This is a genomic window from Caballeronia sp. 11_S32 (genome assembly GCF_056930355.1).
Genome location: NZ_JBXOWH010000004.1, coordinates 756,501 through 773,041 on the forward strand (window position 1 = coordinate 756,501; position 16,541 = coordinate 773,041).

Sequence of the window (16,541 nt, forward strand, 5' to 3'; positions counted from 1 at the left end):
TTTCAGAGATCGAGCACGAGCACCGGCGATCGCGAGCGGGACACGCAACAGCAAATCACGCTATTGCTTGCGCGTTCCGCCTTGCTCAGACAATGGTCGCGATGCTCCGGCTCGCCGCTCACGACATCGACCATGCAGGTGCCGCACACGCCTTCGCCGCATGACGTATCCACTTCGATGCCTATCGACGCAAGCGCGTCGACGATCGAGGTCGAGGCATCGACGCGCACCGTTTGCCCCGTGCTCGCGAGCTGCACGTCGAATGTATCGAGCGCGCTATCCGCTTGCGCTGGCGGCTCGGCCTTGAAGCGTTCGAGATGAATGGCAGCGGCGGGCAGGCGCTTTTGTGCGGTCCCCACCACGACATCCATGAACGGCGCGGGCCCGCAGGTATAGACGTGCGCGCCCTTGTCCGCATCGCGCAATGAGGCGTCGAGTTCATCGGACAAGCCCTCACGTTCGACGCCGAAATGCAGCTTCACATGCTTGTCGAACGGCGCGCGTGCAAGCAGCGGCAGAAAGGCCGCATGCGTCTCGCTGCGGGCGAAATAGTGCAGCGTAAAGGGCGCGCCGATCGCGACGAGACGATAAGCCATCGAAAGCAGGGGCGTGATGCCGATGCCCGCGCCGATCAGGATATGCTCGCTCGCGCTTTCTTCGAGCCTGAAGAGATTGCGCGGCGCACCGATGGACAGCTCGCTGCCCACGTGCACTTCGTCATGCAGCGAGCGCGAGCCGCCGCGCGATTGCGCTTCCTTCTTCACGGCGAAGAGGTGCGATTCACGGCGTGCCGGATCGCCACACAGCGAGTATTGGCGCGTCATGCCCGAGGGACTCGTCACGTCGATATGCGCGCCGGGCTCGTAGGCGTCGAAGGGCAGGCCATCGAGACGCGAGACGCTGAATGAGCGGACGCCGTGCGCTTCCTCGCACAACGCGTCGACGCGAACTTTGAAGGTTTGAGCTTGCATGATGCCTTTCCAGTGTGTTCGAGGGACGATGCGTCGAGCGTAGCGTCCCGCGTCGGATAAGCAAAATAGATTAAAAAGCGCGGTTGGCATCAATTCCGTGGATATCATCGGGCACGTTCTCACGTGTGTCCACGACATCGAGCGTGACGCGCGCTTCACGCGCTTCTCGATCCAGGCTCGATCGATACTGCCTGCACCCGATGAAGAGCAGCAGCACGGCAAGCACGATCGCCACGGCGTTGATGACGGCCATCGAATGGCCGACCGCGAGCGGCGAGCCGAACACCTTGTCGGTGATGAGCGCGACGAGCGTCGTGCCGAGCCCCAGCCCGATCAGGTTCGACACGAGCAGGAACATCGCTGAGATCTGCGCGCGCATCTGGTTGGGCGCGAGCGCTTGCATCGCGGCGGCGGATGTCGGAAGCGGGAACGAAGCGAAGAACATCGCCGCGACGAGCCATGCGAGCGATGCATTGAGGCTCGAGGTCTGCGTGAAGGCGATAGCCGGAACGAGCATGCACGCTGCGCCGATCCATGCGGCGCGCATCGGTGCATCGGCGCGGCCGCGTCGCAGCATCCAGTCATTGAGCCAGCCGCCGCAGAACACGCCCGTGGTGTTGGCGACGAGCATCACGATGCCGAGCATATAGCCCGTCTCCACCGGCGTGAGGCCGAAGCGGCGCATATAGAACGCGGGCGTCCAGCCCATCAGGCAATAAAGCGCCATCGCATAGAAAGAGAAGCCGATGTAATGGCAGAAAAAGGTCTTGCGATGACTCGCGATGAAACGCAGCGCATCGCCCATCGCGACACGCCTGATCTTGCCCGTGCCGTCCTGCGCGAGCCCTTTGCGCGCGGGATCGCGCACCGTCAGCATGAAGACGAACGCGACCAGCAGACCTGGCAAGCCGACGATAAAGAACGTGAGCTGCCACGCGCGTATTTCACCGATGACGGGCAGCGTGAATACGCTTGCGTGCTTGAGCAGCGCGATCACATAACCTCCGACGAGAAACGCGATGCCGCCGCCGATGAACGAGCCGAGCGAGTAGATGCCGACCGCGCGGCCCATCTTTTCCTTGGGAAAGTAATCGGCGAGCATCGAATAGGTTCCGGGCGAAAGGGCGGCTTCCCCCACGCCGACGCTCATGCGCGAGACGAACATATGCACGAAGCTCTGGCTCAGGCCGCACGCCGCCGTTGCGATGCTCCACAACGCGATGCCTGTCGCGATGATGCGCGGGCGCGCGAAACGGTCCGCGAGATAGGCGATAGGCATGCCCATCACCGCGTAGAAGAGCGAGAACGCGAAGCCGTGCAGCAGGCTGAATTGCGTATCGGTGAGATGCAGGTCGCGCTTGATCGGCTCGATCATGAGCGCGAGCACCTGGCGGTCGATGAATGAAAATACATAGGCCAGCATGCAGATCACGACGACATACCATTCGTACGTATAGCGTTTGCCGTTTGGCTTCATGGTGCTTGGGGAATGCATCGTGTGTCTCCGATGAATGCTGGTCTTTGGACGTGCGCGGGCATTCGCGCGGGCCAGCGCCGCGCGAATGCGAGTCGGATGTGGATTCCTTGCCGATGCTTTCGAAAGCTTTCGCCTGGCGGGCAGTGTCGATGCGACGGATATCGGCGTCAAATTCGCCGAAAAGGTGTCGGGTTATCAGCGCGGCAAATGTAAAACCAGCATCAGCGGGTTTTATCGACGAATGCGTTTTTGGCTGATTTGCCCCGATGGACAGTTGAATGCAGACTTAAAGTAATGTCTGAAGTGCGTGCGATCATGCCGGCGCCTACGCACGCTCGCGATTGTTTTTCAATCGTGCATTCCTAGAATTGCGCAGCGCGCGACATTCGAGAACAATCACAAAGCTTGACGCCAAAAAAATCGAGAATCTATAAGCAGTCGCATCGATGGCGACGCAAGTTGTAGGAGGAGGGCATGTACGCCAATTATGAAACCTTCGAGGATGCCGACCGCCACGCGCACGCGCTGACGGGTTGGGAGCAGCGCTATGACCAGGTTGGCGGGGGCGCATTTCGCAGCACGGTGAAGCAGGTTTCGGTCGCTGGCGTGCAGGTTTTTCAGGAATCCGCGAACGTTCGTATCGTTCAGCGTGGACAATTGCCGGCGGGTTTCGTCACCTTCGGTCTCGTGCTCGGCGGCGGTGCGCCGTTTTCGTTTCAGGGCGTAAGGGTCGATGAGAACGCACTGGTCGTCGCGCCGGGCTCGAGAGAATTCCTCCTGCACTCGCCGCCCGATATGTCGATGCTCGGCATCGCGATCGATACGAAACTGCTCGCCGCGGCGGCCGACGCGGCCGGCATCGATGTCCAGGACGAAATCCTCAACCGGCACGTCCTGAGCATTCCCGGCGTTGCTGGGGCACGCGCGGGCAAGCGCATCATCGCGGCGGTGGAGACCGTGCTCGCGGACCCCGATCCCTTTTCTTCCGGCGATGGCGCGCATCGCTTCACGCAGACCGTGACGGACAGCATTCTGGATCTGCTGACCTTTCACGTTCCGAGTCACGAAGATCGCCTCACTTATGCATGCCGCGCCGATGTGGTGCGGCGCGCGCATGATCTCGTGCTTGCGCGTCCCGAGCAGCCGATTTCGGTTCTGGATCTGTGCGAGAAGCTGCGCGTGAGCCGCAGGACCGTACAAAACAGCTTTCAGTCCGTCACGCAGATGAATCCGGTAAGTTATCTGCGCGCCGTGCGTCTCGCGCAGGTGCGACGCCTGCTGACGACGACATCGCAAAGCGAAGTGCCGGTGCGCGAAGCCGCGATGCGCTGGGGATTCTCGAACCTCGGCCATTTCGCGAGCGATTACAAAAGCCTGTTCGGCGAGCTTCCTTCTCAAACGCTGCGCGCCCGCTGAAGCGAAGCGCATTCCCTTTCTGACGATTGCAAGCCGCATCGGCGCGGCTCGAATCGGCATTTCCCTTTCAAAAATGGAGCTCGATGAGCCGCGTGAGCGCGCGTCTCTGTCGGCTCCCTTTCGAATGCTCCATTTCGGCACGCACGCGCTGCCGGTTCCGAAGTGCTCTTTTTTATTGTCATCTTTAGAGTCAGTTCGACGATAAACAAGGAGGAGCACAGATGGAGCTGAGACGGCTGGCCGCCGCGATGGGGGCCTTATTGTATGGACTGCTTGCGTGTCAGGCACACGCGGGCGCGGCCGAAAAGCCGGAAGAACTGACGGTGGCGAAGGTGCCGCCGTTCAGCCCGCATCGCGTGTTCGTGGCGGACGTGTCGTTCGCGAGCATGACCGATGCACGCGTTCACGTCTTCGATGGCGACACGAAGCGCTTCATCGGCGAGATCGATGGCGGCTTTGCACCGGGCTTCGCGATTTCGCCCGATCACAAGACGAGCTATGTCGCGACGACGTACTTCGCGCGCGGCAGCCATGGCGCACGCACGGACGTGGTCGAGATCATCGACAACACGACGCTCGAAGTGACCGGTGAAATCGAAATCCCGGCCAAGCACGGTCAGGCAGTGCCGACGCCTTACAACACGATCCTGTCGCAAGACGGCAGCCGTTTGTATGTGTCGAACATCACGCCGTCGACGTCCGTCACTGTGATCGATACGGCCGCGAAGAAGGTCGTCGGCGAGATCGACACCGACGGCTGCGTGCTCGCGTACCCGAGCGGCAACGACCGCTTCTCCGCGCTGTGCGAGAGCGGCAAGGCGCTCACGATCAAGCTCGATGCGGCAGGCAAGGAAGCGAGCCGCAAGCTCTCCGAGGCGTTCATCGACGTGGACAAGGACCCCGCGTTCGTCAACGCGGTGCGCGACGGCAACCAGTACGTGTTCACGACTTTCAACGGCAACGTGCGCACGGCCGACTTTTCCGGCGATGCGCCGGTGTTCGGCGCGTGGTGGTCCATGCTGAGCGCTCAGGAGCGCAAGGCAGGCTGGCGTCCCGGCGGCTTGCAGCAGACTGCGCTGCATGTCGCGAACCATCGCCTGTACGTGGCGATGCACAAGGGCCCGGACGGCTCGCACAAGGAGCCGGGCACGGAGATCTGGGTCTACGACACAGAGAGCAAGAAGCGCGTGGCGCGCTGGGATCTCGCGAAGCAGAAGATCGATCCGCTGCTCGCGATTCAGGTGAGCACCGACGAAAAGCCCTTGTTTTACGGCCTCACGCCGACGTCCGACCTCGTCGTGCTGGATGCGACGACAGGCAAGCGCCAGCACGTCGAGAAGCAGCTCGGCACGACGTCGACGCTGCTGCTCAATCCTTGAGGTGACACGATGATCGATCCAGTCATTCTCATGGTGTGCATCGCGTCCGCGACGATCATCGCGCTCGCGAGCGCTGTGCCCAAGTGGCGCGAGCCGTCGCGTTTTCGCGCATCGCTCGAAGGGTTCGCGCTGCTGCCGTCGTTTGCGGTGACGCCCTTGTCGTTCGTGTTTCCGCTGCTCGAAACCGCGGGCGCGATCGGCTTGCTGTTCGCCGATACGCGCATGCCCGGCGCAATCGTGCTGATCGCGCTCTTCACGCTCTTCGGCGCGGCGCTCGCGATCAACGTGCTGCGCGGCCATACCGATATCGATTGCGGCTGCTCCGGCTTCATCGCCGCGCGCGCATCGGAACGCACGCCGAAGTCGATCGGCTGGTGGCATGTCGCGCGCGCGCTCATGCTGGCCGCGCTCGCCGCCGCCGCGCTCGTTCCTGCAACCGGCCGCGCGCTCATGTGGTTCGACTATCTGAGCGCAGGCGCCTGCACGCTTTTCGCCGTCGCCGCGTGGTTCACGCTCGACGTGCTGCTCGTCAATCTTCCCAAGCTCGATTCTCTGAGGAATTCATGATGCAAACCGCCCTGATGATTTCGGCCGCACTGTCGTGGGCCGCACTGCTCGCGCTCGGCGCGATCTGTCTCGCACTCGTTCGCCAAGTCGGCATTCTCTATGAACGCATGATGCCCGCGGGCGCACTGATGATCGACAAGGGCCCGGCAGTCGGCGCCATTGCACCGGTGTTCGAGCTCGGCGATATCGCCGGCCGCGCGGTGAAGGTGGGCGGTCTGTCGAATTCGAAGCGCAACACGCTCGTCTTCTTCCTTTCGCCGACATGCCCGGTCTGCAAGAAGCTGCTGCCCTTGCTGCCGTCGATCCAGGCGCGCGAAGGCTCGGTCGACATCGTGCTCGCAAGCGATGGCGAATTCGAAGAACACTCCGCGTTCTATCGCAAGTCCGGTCTTTCGCAATACCCGTATGTGCTGTCGCAAGAGCTCGGCCTTTCTTATCAGATCGGCAAGCTGCCTTATGCGGTTCTGCTCGACGAAGAAGGCAAGGTCCGCGCCAAGGGCCTCGTGAATACGCGTGAACATCTGGAAAGCCTGTTCGAAGCAAAGGAGCGTGGTGTCGCGTCGCTGCAGGAGTTCGTCCATGGCAAGCACGACGATCACGAGCATCACGAACATCAGGGCCAGGTCGGGCAGCACGCCTGAAGACGCCAATAAATCATTCATTCATACAGGTGAGCGTCCATGAAATGGCTGGATTCATTCTTCGAACATAAGGCGCGCGGCGTCGCGCAGCGCAGTTCGCGGCGCAGCGCGATGGCGAAGCTCGGCAAGGTATTGGTCGGATCGGCGATGGTGCCGCTCCTGCCGGTGGATCGCACCGCATACGCGACGGAGCCGAAGAAGCCGGGTTCATCGGCAAGCGATGACCCGACGAGCTGCGACTACTGGAAGTATTGCGCAATCGACGGCTGGCTCTGCAGCTGCTGCGGCGGCACGTCGAGCAGTTGCCCGCCGGGCACGACGCCTTCGCCGATCACGTGGATCGGCACCTGCCGCAATCCGCATGACGGGTCTGACTACATCGTCTCGTACAACGACTGCTGCGGCAAGACGAGTTGCGGACGCTGCTTCTGCAATCGCAACGAACGCGAAAAGCCGCTCTACAAGCTCTCGCTCAATAACGACATCAACTGGTGCATGGCGAACGGCAATTCGAACTACCACTGCTCGGTATCGGTCCTGTTGGGAGCGGCAACGCAATGAAGACTGCAAGTGTATGGATGGCGGCGTTCGCCGCCGGCGCGATGAGCCTCGCTTCCGGCTCGTTCGCGCAAACGGTGCATTACCCCGGCGGCAAGTCCACGTTCGATGGCAAGTGCGCCGTTTGTCATCAGGCGGGCGGCAAGGGCATGGACGGTCTCGCGCCGCCGCTCGTCGAGTATCCCGGCAAATATGCGGGTTCGCCCGATGGCCGTGCGCAACTCGGACATACCGTGATCTACGGCATGTTCGGGCCGATCAAGGTCAAGGAGAAGAGCTACAACTTCAAGATGCCGAGCTTCGCATCGCTCTCCGATGAAGAGATCGCCGACGTGCTGAATTACGTCGTCTTCGATCTGAACGCGCAGCACGGTTCGGCCAAGCCCTTCGACGCCGTCGAGGTCAAGGCCTGGCGCGCGGCTCCGCTCGATCAGACCGCCGTGCATCAGCGGCGCGATGCGGTCGTGAAGGGCCTCGGGCTATGAAGCCGCGCGCGGCCCTCGTCGCCGCGATGCTCGCCGCGCTGTCGATGGCGGCCGCATCGCAGGCGCAAGCGTACGACGCGGCACGGGCGCGTCAGGACTGGGTGCTCAACTGCATGGGATGCCACACGGCCGATGGCTCGGGCATTCCGGGCAAGGTGCCCGCGTTGCGCGAGTCGCTCGGGCATTTCGTTTCGCTTCCCGAAGGCCGCCAGTTCGTGATGCGCGTGCCCGGCGCGGCCAATTCGGCATTGAGCGACGCGGAGCTCGCCAATGTCCTGAACTGGCTGCTCGTGACGATGAACGAGCAGTCGCGGCCCGCATCGTTCAAGCCTTATACGGCGGAGGAGATCGCGGCGCATCGGCGTCCCGCGCTCACCGATGTTGCGCGCACGCGCACGAAGCTCGTGAAGGAATTGCAGGAGAACGGCGTGAACGCCGTCCCGGAACATTACTAGGAGACAGCACAATGAATGACAGCCAGCATCTCGCGATGCTCGATTCGACGCGCGCGTTTCTCGCGTCGGCGAAGAAGATGTTGATCGACGGCGCATGGGTTCAAAGCGCAAGCGGCGCGACGCTCGACGTGATCAATCCCGCCGATGGCGAATTGCTCGCACGCGTGCCGAGCGCGGATGAAGCCGATGTGGATCGCGCGGTGCTCGCCGCACGCCGCGCATTCGACGATTCCGCATGGTCGCGCATGAAGCCGACCGATCGCGAGCGTCTGCTTCTGCGCGTCGCGGATCTGATCGAAGCGAATGCGCGCGAGCTCGCGGAAATCGAATCGCTCGACAACGGCAAGCCCGTGACGGTCGCGCAGGGCCTCGATGTATCGATGGCTGCGCAATGCTTCCGCTATATGGCGGGCTGGGCGACAAAGATAGAAGGCAGCACGCTGGAGGCATCGATTCCCTATAGCCCGTCGAATGATTTCTTCGGCTATACGCGCAAGGAAGCGGTGGGTGTCGTCGGCGCGATCATTCCGTGGAATTTTCCGCTGCTGATGGCTTCGTGGAAGCTCGCGCCCGCGCTCGCCACGGGCTGCACCGTCGTGCTCAAGCCCGCCGAAGATACGCCGCTCTCCGCATTGCGTCTCGCGATGCTGATCGAGGAGGCGGGCATCGAGAAGGGCGTCGTCAATGTCGTCACGGGCCTCGGCCGCACGGCGGGCGCGGCGCTCGCGCGTCATCCCGGCATCGACAAGATTGCCTTCACGGGCTCGACGCCGACCGGCAAGGCGATCGGTCATGCGGCGCTCGACAACATGACGCGCATGTCGCTGGAGCTGGGCGGCAAGTCGCCGGTGATCGTGCTGCCCGATGTCGATATCGACAAGGCGGCGGAAGGCGTCGCGAATGCGATCTTCTTCAACTCGGGGCAGGTTTGCACGGCGGGCTCGCGCGTCTATGTGCACGATAAAGTCTTCGACCGCGTGATGGAGCGCGTCGCCGCGATCGCGCAATCCTTGCCGATGGGGCCGGGCCTCGATGCATCGACGCAGATCGGGCCGCTCGTCTCCGCGAGGCAGATGGATCGCGTGCTCGGCTATATCGAAGCGGGCCGCGACGAAGGCGCACGTGCAATCGCGGGCGGTGCGCGCAAGGAAGGCGCGGGCTTCTTCGTGAAGCCGACCGTGCTCGTCGATACCGATCATTCGATGAAGGTCGTGCGCGAGGAGATCTTCGGGCCCGTGCTCGTCGCGATGCCGTTCAGCGATATCGACAGCGTGGTTGCGAAGGCGAACGACACACCGTATGGACTCGGCGCGAGCATCTGGTCGAACAATCTCTCTGCGATCCATAAGCTCGTGCCGCGCATCAAGGCGGGCACGGTTTGGGTGAACTGCCACTCGCTGCTCGACAACGCGATGCCCTTCGGCGGATTCAAGCAATCGGGCTTCGGGCGCGAACTGGGACGCGCGGTGATCGACATGTACACCGAAACCAAGTCGGTGCTGATCAACTACGCATGAGGACGCTCGCATGATAACTAGAACGATCGCGCGTCAGCTGATGTCGACGGCGGCGCTCGCGGTATGCGCGAGCGCGTCGGCGCAAAGCACGGTGACGCTGTACGGCACCGTCGATGCCGGGCTGACCTACACGAGCAATCAGCAAATCACCAACGCGGACGGCAGCGTTGGTTCGGGGCATAACTTCGCGTTCTCGGGTGGCAATCTCGTACCTTCACGCTTCGGCCTGCTCGGCGTGGAAGATCTGGGCGGCGGCCTGCAAGCGAAATTCAATGTGGAGAACAGCTTCTATACGGGCAGCGGAGGCTTTGTTCAGGGCGGAGCGCTGTTCAATCGTCAGGCCTGGGTCGGCCTCGCGCAAGAGCAATTCGGCACGCTGTCGTTCGGGCGCCAATACGATTCGTATTCGGATTTCCTTGGCGTCTACGTGTCGAGCAATTCGTGGGCGACGCTCTACGGCTCGCACATCGGCGACGTGGACAATCTGAACGAGGCGTTCAACTTCAACAACGCGATCAAGTACACGAGCCCGGACTGGAACGGTTTCTCGCTCGGCGGCACGTATAGTCTCGGCGGTGTGGCGGGCGATTTCGCGCAAAGGCGCGGCTATTCGATTGCCGCGGCTTATACGCGCTTGCCGGTCTCCATCAGCGCGGGCTATCTGAACCTGCGCAATCCGCTCGATGCGGCTTTGGGCGGCGCCAACGGCTATATCGGCGATTTCGCCTGCTCCAATCCGTCGGCGCTCTTTTGCCAGTTGCAGAATGCCGAAGCGTTGAAGGCGTATGGCGCGGGCGCATCGTATGCGATAGGGCCGGCGACCATCGCGCTTACTTATACGCATAGCCGTCTGGAGCTTAGCCAGTACTTCGCCGATAGCGCCAATCCGCAGGGCCGCAACATCGCGTTCGATATCGGTGAAGTGAACCTGACGTATGCGGCCACGCCTTTCCTGCAACTGGGGCTCGCCTACATCTATAACAATGCGAAGCCGGATGGCGGTTCATCGACTCGCTTTCATCAGGTGAACCTCGGCGCGAACTACGCGCTGTCCAAGCGCACCGCGCTGTATGGTGTCGCGATCATGCAGAAGGCGGTGGGCACGGGACTCGGCATCGATCCCGCGACGGGCGGCCCGGCCAATTACGCGCAGATTCCCAATCTGCCCAATTCGAACAGCGATCGCCAATTGTCCGTGACGCTCGGCATACGGCATAACTTCTAAGTATTTCCGAGGGCGTGCTTGAACCCGGCCGGGATGATTCCCCGCCGGGCTTTTTCGCTTGGGCAGCCGTTTCTTCAAATCGATCTGATGGATGCGCAACGCCATATATGATTGATTTGACCGATATAAGTGCGTCGTTTAATTTCGTTGCAGAACCAACGAACCGGAGACGCATTCGTGTCATTCCCTCTCATCGGCATCGAAAAGATCGAAACGATGCTCGTCGATGTGCCGACGATTCGCCCGCACCGCCTGTCGGTCGCCACCATGAACTGCCAGACGCTCGTGATCGTGCGCGTGATGTGCGCCGACGGCATCGTGGGATGCGGCGAAGGCACGACCATCGGCGGACTCGCTTATGGCGAGGAAAGTCCTGAAAGCATCAAGGCCAACATCGATACGTATTTCGCGCCCTTGTTGAAGGGCGTGGACGCAAGCCGCCCGGGCGCGGCGATGGCGAAGGTTCGCGACCTCTTTCAAGGCAATCGCTTCGCGAAGTGCGCGCTCGAGACCGCGCTCTTCGATGCACAAGCGCAGCGCCTGAGCGTGCCGCTGTCGGAGCTTTTCGGCGGACGGGTGACCGATCGCCTCGATGTTGCGTGGACGCTCGCGAGCGGCGAGACGGGACGCGATATCGACGAAGCCGAAGAGATGCTCGAAAGACGCAGGCATCGCGTGTTCAAGCTGAAGATCGGCACGCGCGCCCTCGCCGATGACGTGAAGCATGTGATCGCCATCAAGCAGGCGCTCGGCGATCGCGGCGACGTGCGCGTCGATGTGAACCAGGCATGGAGCGAGAGCGAGACCGTATGGGCCGCGAAGCGTTTCGCGGACGCGGGCGTCGGCTTGATCGAGCAGCCCATCGCCGCGAACGATCATGCGGGGCTCAAGCGTCTCACGGATCTCGCGCACGTGCCCGTCATGGCCGACGAAGCGCTTCACGGCCCCGCCGATGCCTTCGCGCTCGCGAGCACGCGCGCGGCCCATGTCTTCGCGGTGAAGATCGCGCAATCGGGCGGATTGACGGGCGCGGCGAGCGTCGCATCGATCGCGCGGGCCGCGAACATCGATCTCTATGGCGGCACGATGCTCGAAGGCGCGATCGGCACGATCGCATCGGCGCAACTGTTCAGCACGTTCGGCGCATTGCGCTGGGGCACGGAGCTATTCGGGCCGCTCCTGCTCACCGAGGATATTCTCACCGAACCCTTGCGTTACGAGAACTTCGCGCTTCATTTGCCGCAAGGGCCGGGGCTCGGCATCACGCTCGACTGGGAACGCATCGAGCGCCTGCGCCGGGATTCGAAACGCGGCGCAAGCATCGCAATGAACTGATACACGCAACCCCCACACATACCGACTCACGGAGACATTGCAATGAACCGAGAAACCATCGACGCGCTGCTGCAAAAGATCAACGAGAGCGCCACGAACGAAAGCAATGCGCGCACGAAGACGATCGTGAACCGCATCGTGCGCGATCTTTTCTACACGATCGAAGACCTCGACGTGACCCCGGGCGAATTCTGGGCCGCGCTGAACTATCTCGGCGAAACGGGCCAGAACGGCGAGTTCGGTTTGATCGCGGCGGGCCTCGGTTTCGAGCACTTCCTCGATGCGCGTCTCGACGAAAAGGAAGCGAAGGCCGGTCTCGAAGGCGGCACGCCGCGCACGATCGAAGGGCCGCTCTATGTGGCGGGCGCGCCGGAATCCGTGGGGCACGCGCGCCTCGACGACGGCACGAGCCCCGGCGAAACGCTCGTGATGCGCGGCCGCGTGCTGACGGAGGACGGCACGCCGCTCGCGAATGCGCTCGTCGAAGTGTGGCACGCGAATCATCTCGGCAACTACTCGTACTTCGACAAGTCACAGTCCGCATTCAATCTGCGCCGCTCGATCCGCACCGATAGCCAAGGGAACTACGCGTTCACGAGCGTCGTGCCTGTGGGGTATAGCGTGCCGCCCGGCGGCAAGACGCAGCAATTGCTCGATCAGCTCGGACGTCATGGACATCGTCCCGCGCATATTCATTTCTTCGTGTCGGCGCCGGGTTATCGCAAGCTGACGACGCAGATCAATATCGACGGCGATCCGTATCTGTGGGACGACTTCGCTTTCGCCACGCGCGATGGACTCGTGCCCGAAGTGAAGAAAGCGGAAGGCGCGGAAGGCAAGCCGTATGGCGTGGAAGGGCGCTTCGCGCTGATCGATTTCGACTTCACGCTTTGCAGCGAACGCGATGATGTGCCGGGCACGGAAGTGGAGCGCGTGCGCGCTGCGGTCTGATCGGTCATTTGTCATGGCTTCGCCGGCGACGGCGGAGCGTCGAACAACTTCTGGAGCGAACATGCTGTTTCACGTCGAAATGACGGTCCATTTGCCGCACGATATGGCAAGCGCGCGCGCCGACGAACTCAAGGCGCAAGAGAAGGCAATGGCGCAGCAGCTACAGCGCGAAGGCGTATGGCGGCATCTTTGGCGCGTCGCGGGACGCTATGCGAACGTCAGCATCTTCGATGTCGAAAGCCCCGCACATTTGCATGATGTGCTGAGCCGTCTGCCCTTGTTTCCCTATATGTCGATGGAAGTCACGGCGCTCTGCCGGCATGCCTCTTCAGTGAGGGAAGGGGACGCGTGATCCCGCGATCGTTGATACGATCGCGACATGAACGATGAACTCACTGCACACGCCGATCTGCTGGGCGTCGATGGCTGCAAGGGCGGCTGGTTTGCCGTGAGGCAGTGCGCGCGCACGGGAGACATCACGACGAGCGTCGTCAGCCGCTTCGAAGAACTGCTCGAAAGGGAACGCGCCAATGCCATTGTGGCCGTCGATATCCCGATCGGTCTCGCGGCAAACGGCGCGCGCGCCTGCGATGCGCTTGCACGCAAACTGCTCGGGCGTCCGCGCGCAAGCTCCGTCTTTTCGCCGCCGGTTCGCGCGGCGCTCGCGGCACTAACGTACAGCGAGGCTTGCGAGATCAATCGAGCCGAATCAGGAAAACGGATTTCGATTCAGGCCTTTCACATCCGCAACAAGATCGCGCAAGTCGATGACATATTGCGCACGCGCACGGATGCATCAGCACGCGTATTCGAAGTGCATCCCGAGCTGGCTTTCATGCGTTTGCGGATGGAACAGGGCGGACCGCCGCACGGCCTGCGGGAAAGCAAGGCGCATGCGCCGGGATTTGCATTGCGTCACGCGTTGCTCGTGCAATGTTTCGGCAGCGCGATCGACACGGCGCTGTCCGCGCGCAAACCCGCGCAAGCTTCACGCGACGACGTGCTCGACGCCTTCGCCGTGCTATGGACCGCGCGCCGCATCGCGGCAGGACAAGCGTGCCGTCTTCCCGATGCGATCGAGACCGATGCCGCCGGCCTTCCCATGTCAATTTGCTATTGAGCGCTCGTCTTGCGATAGTGCGCCACGTGCAGCGCTTTCACGCGTTCGGCGAATGCCTCGACAGGGCCATCGACGACCGTATCGTCGATCACGTCCCGTATCGCCAACGGACGCACGCGCCCCGGCTTCGCGCCGAGTTCCGCCCGCCAGCGCGTGAACTGCTCCGTCGACGCCGCATACACGATGCGTCCCAGGCCGACCCATGCATGCGCGGCCGAGCACATCGGGCAATGCTCGCCGGACGTATACACGACCGCGTCCTTGCGCTCGGCCTCGGGCACGTTCTCCGCGGCCCATTTCGCAATCGCGAACTCAGGATGCCGCGTATGATCGCCGCCGCTCACGCGATTGCGGTCTTCGAACAGCACGCGCCCGTCCTTCGCGACGAGCATCGAGCCGAAGGGCTCGTCGCCGTCGTCGAGCGCTTCCTGCGCCAGTTCGATGCAGCGGATGAGGTGCTTCTTGTCGGTATCGTCGATCATGCCTTGTCCTCCTTGTTTGTGTGCCGACACGATGTTAGCGGACTAGCGAAACGCCCGCATCTGCGCAGTCATCAGTTGCAGCATCTTGTTCGATGCCACCGACAGCCGGCGTCCCGCGCGCGTGACGAGATGCGCTTCGGCATCGGCGAGAATCGGGTGACCGATTTCGATCGCGAAGAGATCGCCCGCTTCGATCTCGCTCGTCACCGCGAACGCGGGCAGCACCGTGATGCCGAGCCCCGACTTCACGAACTGCTTGAGTATGGCGATGGAGTTCGTCGTCACGACGGGATCGAGCCGCAGCTTCTCCGCATATTCGACCGCCTGCAGCATCTGCCGCGTGCCGTATGAAGCGTGCGTCACCGCGAGCGGATATTGCGCGAGTTCCTGCACCGTCATCGACTTGCGCTCCTTGCGCGGAAAGTTCGCGCCGACAATCGCCATCATCGGCTGACGCTTGATCGCGCGCGACACGAGCTTCGGCTCCTGCGGCGGGTTGTAGACGAGACCGATCTCGCCTTCGTCTTCTGAAATCTTGCGGATCACGTCATTGGTGCCGCCGAGATCGAGATTGACCTTGATGCCGGTGTACTGCTTGCAGAACTGCTGCATCGGCCCTGAGAGCAGATCGGACACGAAGCCCTCGCCGAGGACGATGTTCACCTGGCCCGTGCGCAAGCCGCGCAATTCTTGCAGGCGCGAAAGCAAGTCGTCGCGATGCGCGAGCTGCTCGCGAAAGTATTCGATCACGCATTGCCCGGCCTCGGTCGGCTTCACACCGCGCGCGTGCCGTTCGACGAGCGCCGCATCCAGCTCCTTCTCCAGCAGGCCGATCTGCCGGCTCACCGCCGATGGCGCGACGTTGAGGTAATCGGCCGCCGCGCGAATGGTGCCGCAGCGCACGGCCTCGAAGAAATAGACGATGCGGCTGTCGGTGAGCTTGTCCGTCATGGCGGTATCGAGTGTTCTGAAAATTAGAACACATCCAATATTGGCGTTGATTGATTGTACGGCTTCACCGGCCGAATATGACAGCAATGCAAAAACGCGCGGCGCGCACGACAAGGAGAGTTCGCTGATGAAGACGGTGGGTGTGATCGGTCTTGGAAACATGGGGCGGGGCATGGCGCTTTGCGCGAAACGCGGCGGATATCGCGTGCTCGGCTTCGATGCGGCGCCGGGCGTCGCCGAGGCGCTGCGGGCGGACGGCATCGAGGCGCGGGCGTCGGTCGCGGCGATCGCGGGCGAAGTCGACGTGCTGATCCTGTCGCTGCCGACTTCCGCGATCGTCGAGGAAGTGGTGTTGGGCCAAGGCGGCGTGGCGTCGAGCGGCAGGCGCGGGCTGATAGTTGTCGATACAACGACCGCCGACCCCAATAGCACGAAGAAAGTCGCCGCCGCGCTCGCCGAATGCGGCATCGGCTTCGTCGACGGTCCCGTGAGCGGCGGCCCGAAAGGCGCGGCGACCGCCACGATGACGATGGTCCTCGGCGGCTCGGACGCCGATGTCGCCGCCGTCGAGCCGATTCTCGCCGCGATCAGCGCGAAGCGCGTGCACGTCGGGCCGGTCGGCGCGGGGCACGTGACGAAGATCATCAACAATATGCTGACGGGCGTGCATCTGCTCGCGGCAAGCGAGGCGGTGCGTGCGGCGAAGGCATCGGGCGTCGATCCCGAGAAGCTCGTCGAGGCGCTCAACGGCGGCTCGGGACGCAACAGCGCGACGCTCACCAACTATCCGACGTGGATCTTCAACGGCAAGTTCGACTCCGGCTTCACGATGAAGCTCATGCGCAAGGACGTGCGTCTCGCGATGGCATTGCTCGACAGCGTCCACGAGAACGCGCCGATCGCAAAGGAAGCGGGGCGCCTGTGGGCGGCGAGCGAGGCGAGCATCGGCGATGCGGAGGATTTCAATCGCATCGTGCAGTTCACTGAATCGAAGTAAGGGGAACATCCGGA

At 62.6% G+C, this 16,541-nt stretch carries 19 protein-coding genes; 15 read left to right on the forward strand and 4 right to left on the reverse strand.

Annotated features, from left to right (window positions below):
- Positions 1 to 2: 2 nt before the first annotated feature.
- Positions 3 to 971 carry a PDR/VanB family oxidoreductase gene (locus AC1Z32_RS29575; RefSeq protein WP_483482380.1) on the reverse strand — a complete coding sequence of 323 codons (969 nt, stop codon included), beginning with the start codon at positions 969 to 971 and terminating at the stop codon, positions 3 to 5.
- 70 nt (positions 972 to 1,041) lie between these two features.
- Positions 1,042 to 2,466: a spinster family MFS transporter gene (locus tag AC1Z32_RS29580; RefSeq protein WP_483482381.1), complete on the reverse strand. Its 1,425-nt coding sequence runs from the start codon at positions 2,464 to 2,466 to the stop codon at positions 1,042 to 1,044.
- A gap of 16 nt (positions 2,467 to 2,482) precedes the next feature.
- Between AC1Z32_RS29580 and AC1Z32_RS29585 the strand changes: the two genes are divergently transcribed.
- The 14 genes from AC1Z32_RS29585 (at position 2,483) to AC1Z32_RS29650 (ending at position 14,097) form a co-directional block, all read left to right on the forward strand.
- Entirely contained in the window at positions 2,483 to 2,743 is a 261-nt protein-coding gene (locus AC1Z32_RS29585) for a hypothetical protein (RefSeq protein ID WP_483482383.1), read from the forward strand.
- A 179-nt stretch (positions 2,744 to 2,922) separates the two neighbouring features.
- A complete protein-coding gene (locus AC1Z32_RS29590) occupies positions 2,923 to 3,864 on the forward strand; it encodes a helix-turn-helix domain-containing protein (protein ID WP_483482384.1) in 942 nt (313 codons plus the stop codon).
- A gap of 221 nt (positions 3,865 to 4,085) precedes the next feature.
- On the forward strand, positions 4,086 to 5,243 hold the full coding sequence (locus tag AC1Z32_RS29595) for an amine dehydrogenase large subunit (RefSeq protein WP_483482385.1): 1,158 nt from the start codon (positions 4,086 to 4,088) through the stop codon (positions 5,241 to 5,243).
- Between the two features lie 9 nt (positions 5,244 to 5,252).
- Complete coding sequence (locus tag AC1Z32_RS29600; protein ID WP_483482386.1) at positions 5,253 to 5,810, forward strand: MauE/DoxX family redox-associated membrane protein; 558 nt, start codon at positions 5,253 to 5,255, stop codon at positions 5,808 to 5,810.
- Positions 5,807 to 6,451, forward strand: a complete 645-nt coding sequence (mauD, locus tag AC1Z32_RS29605) for a methylamine dehydrogenase accessory protein MauD (protein ID WP_483482387.1) — start codon at positions 5,807 to 5,809, stop codon at positions 6,449 to 6,451. The genes AC1Z32_RS29600 and mauD overlap by 4 nt, the downstream gene beginning before the upstream one ends.
- 39 nt (positions 6,452 to 6,490) lie before the next feature.
- Positions 6,491 to 7,012, forward strand: a complete 522-nt coding sequence (locus AC1Z32_RS29610; protein WP_008353338.1) for a methylamine dehydrogenase light chain — start codon at positions 6,491 to 6,493, stop codon at positions 7,010 to 7,012.
- A complete protein-coding gene (locus tag AC1Z32_RS29615) occupies positions 7,009 to 7,494 on the forward strand; it encodes a c-type cytochrome (protein ID WP_483482388.1) in 486 nt (161 codons plus the stop codon). The genes AC1Z32_RS29610 and AC1Z32_RS29615 overlap by 4 nt, the downstream gene beginning before the upstream one ends.
- Complete coding sequence (locus AC1Z32_RS29620; protein ID WP_483482389.1) at positions 7,491 to 7,949, forward strand: c-type cytochrome; 459 nt, start codon at positions 7,491 to 7,493, stop codon at positions 7,947 to 7,949. Before AC1Z32_RS29615 ends, AC1Z32_RS29620 begins: the two co-directional genes overlap by 4 nt.
- 11 nt (positions 7,950 to 7,960) lie before the next feature.
- On the forward strand, positions 7,961 to 9,466 hold the full coding sequence (locus tag AC1Z32_RS29625; protein ID WP_483482390.1) for an aldehyde dehydrogenase family protein: 1,506 nt from the start codon (positions 7,961 to 7,963) through the stop codon (positions 9,464 to 9,466).
- 10 nt (positions 9,467 to 9,476) lie between these two features.
- Positions 9,477 to 10,691 (forward strand): porin, encoded by a 1,215-nt coding sequence (locus AC1Z32_RS29630; RefSeq protein ID WP_483482391.1) that lies wholly within the window; start codon positions 9,477 to 9,479, stop codon positions 10,689 to 10,691.
- A 177-nt stretch (positions 10,692 to 10,868) separates the two neighbouring features.
- Complete coding sequence (locus AC1Z32_RS29635; protein WP_483482392.1) at positions 10,869 to 12,026, forward strand: muconate/chloromuconate family cycloisomerase; 1,158 nt, start codon at positions 10,869 to 10,871, stop codon at positions 12,024 to 12,026.
- A 42-nt stretch (positions 12,027 to 12,068) separates the two neighbouring features.
- Positions 12,069 to 12,977, forward strand: coding sequence for a catechol 1,2-dioxygenase (gene catA, locus AC1Z32_RS29640; protein ID WP_483482393.1), 909 nt, complete (start codon positions 12,069 to 12,071; stop codon positions 12,975 to 12,977).
- A 61-nt stretch (positions 12,978 to 13,038) separates the two neighbouring features.
- A complete protein-coding gene (gene catC, locus AC1Z32_RS29645; protein WP_483482394.1) occupies positions 13,039 to 13,329 on the forward strand; it encodes a muconolactone Delta-isomerase in 291 nt (96 codons plus the stop codon).
- 27 nt (positions 13,330 to 13,356) lie between these two features.
- The gene (locus AC1Z32_RS29650) at positions 13,357 to 14,097 is read left to right on the forward strand and encodes a DUF429 domain-containing protein (protein ID WP_483482395.1); all 741 of its coding nucleotides are present in this window, start codon (positions 13,357 to 13,359) and stop codon (positions 14,095 to 14,097) included.
- Here AC1Z32_RS29650 and AC1Z32_RS29655 read toward each other — a convergent pair.
- Both AC1Z32_RS29655 and AC1Z32_RS29660 read right to left on the reverse strand, forming a co-directional pair.
- Positions 14,091 to 14,579 carry a nucleoside deaminase gene (locus tag AC1Z32_RS29655; RefSeq protein ID WP_483482396.1) on the reverse strand — a complete coding sequence of 163 codons (489 nt, stop codon included), beginning with the start codon at positions 14,577 to 14,579 and terminating at the stop codon, positions 14,091 to 14,093. The two genes, AC1Z32_RS29650 and AC1Z32_RS29655, sit on opposite strands and share 7 nt — an antisense overlap.
- A gap of 42 nt (positions 14,580 to 14,621) precedes the next feature.
- Positions 14,622 to 15,530 carry a LysR family transcriptional regulator gene (locus AC1Z32_RS29660; protein ID WP_483482397.1) on the reverse strand — a complete coding sequence of 303 codons (909 nt, stop codon included), beginning with the start codon at positions 15,528 to 15,530 and terminating at the stop codon, positions 14,622 to 14,624.
- A 127-nt stretch (positions 15,531 to 15,657) separates the two neighbouring features.
- Here AC1Z32_RS29660 and AC1Z32_RS29665 point away from each other — a divergent pair, with 127 nt between their 5' ends.
- Entirely contained in the window at positions 15,658 to 16,527 is an 870-nt protein-coding gene (locus AC1Z32_RS29665) for an NAD(P)-dependent oxidoreductase (RefSeq protein WP_483482398.1), read from the forward strand.
- Positions 16,528 to 16,541 lie beyond the last annotated feature (14 nt).

What these genes read in the sequence shown, in the direction of transcription:
- AC1Z32_RS29575 (WP_483482380.1), bottom strand. Translation starts at nt 971, where the DNA reads ATGCAAGCTCAAACCTTCAAAGTTCGCGTCGACGCGTTGTGCGAGGAA.
- AC1Z32_RS29580 (WP_483482381.1), bottom strand. Translation starts at nt 2,466, where the DNA reads ATGCATTCCCCAAGCACCATGAAGCCAAACGGCAAACGCTATACGTAC.
- AC1Z32_RS29585 (WP_483482383.1), top strand. Translation starts at nt 2,483, where the DNA reads ATGCTGGTCTTTGGACGTGCGCGGGCATTCGCGCGGGCCAGCGCCGCG.
- AC1Z32_RS29590 (WP_483482384.1), top strand. Translation starts at nt 2,923, where the DNA reads ATGTACGCCAATTATGAAACCTTCGAGGATGCCGACCGCCACGCGCAC.
- AC1Z32_RS29595 (WP_483482385.1), top strand. Translation starts at nt 4,086, where the DNA reads ATGGAGCTGAGACGGCTGGCCGCCGCGATGGGGGCCTTATTGTATGGA.
- AC1Z32_RS29600 (WP_483482386.1), top strand. Translation starts at nt 5,253, where the DNA reads ATGATCGATCCAGTCATTCTCATGGTGTGCATCGCGTCCGCGACGATC.
- mauD (WP_483482387.1), top strand. Translation starts at nt 5,807, where the DNA reads ATGATGCAAACCGCCCTGATGATTTCGGCCGCACTGTCGTGGGCCGCA.
- AC1Z32_RS29610 (WP_008353338.1), top strand. Translation starts at nt 6,491, where the DNA reads ATGAAATGGCTGGATTCATTCTTCGAACATAAGGCGCGCGGCGTCGCG.
- AC1Z32_RS29615 (WP_483482388.1), top strand. Translation starts at nt 7,009, where the DNA reads ATGAAGACTGCAAGTGTATGGATGGCGGCGTTCGCCGCCGGCGCGATG.
- AC1Z32_RS29620 (WP_483482389.1), top strand. Translation starts at nt 7,491, where the DNA reads ATGAAGCCGCGCGCGGCCCTCGTCGCCGCGATGCTCGCCGCGCTGTCG.
- AC1Z32_RS29625 (WP_483482390.1), top strand. Translation starts at nt 7,961, where the DNA reads ATGAATGACAGCCAGCATCTCGCGATGCTCGATTCGACGCGCGCGTTT.
- AC1Z32_RS29630 (WP_483482391.1), top strand. Translation starts at nt 9,477, where the DNA reads ATGATAACTAGAACGATCGCGCGTCAGCTGATGTCGACGGCGGCGCTC.
- catA (WP_483482393.1), top strand. Translation starts at nt 12,069, where the DNA reads ATGAACCGAGAAACCATCGACGCGCTGCTGCAAAAGATCAACGAGAGC.
- catC (WP_483482394.1), top strand. Translation starts at nt 13,039, where the DNA reads ATGCTGTTTCACGTCGAAATGACGGTCCATTTGCCGCACGATATGGCA.
- AC1Z32_RS29650 (WP_483482395.1), top strand. Translation starts at nt 13,357, where the DNA reads ATGAACGATGAACTCACTGCACACGCCGATCTGCTGGGCGTCGATGGC.
- AC1Z32_RS29655 (WP_483482396.1), bottom strand. Translation starts at nt 14,579, where the DNA reads ATGATCGACGATACCGACAAGAAGCACCTCATCCGCTGCATCGAACTG.
- AC1Z32_RS29660 (WP_483482397.1), bottom strand. Translation starts at nt 15,530, where the DNA reads ATGACGGACAAGCTCACCGACAGCCGCATCGTCTATTTCTTCGAGGCC.
- AC1Z32_RS29665 (WP_483482398.1), top strand. Translation starts at nt 15,658, where the DNA reads ATGAAGACGGTGGGTGTGATCGGTCTTGGAAACATGGGGCGGGGCATG.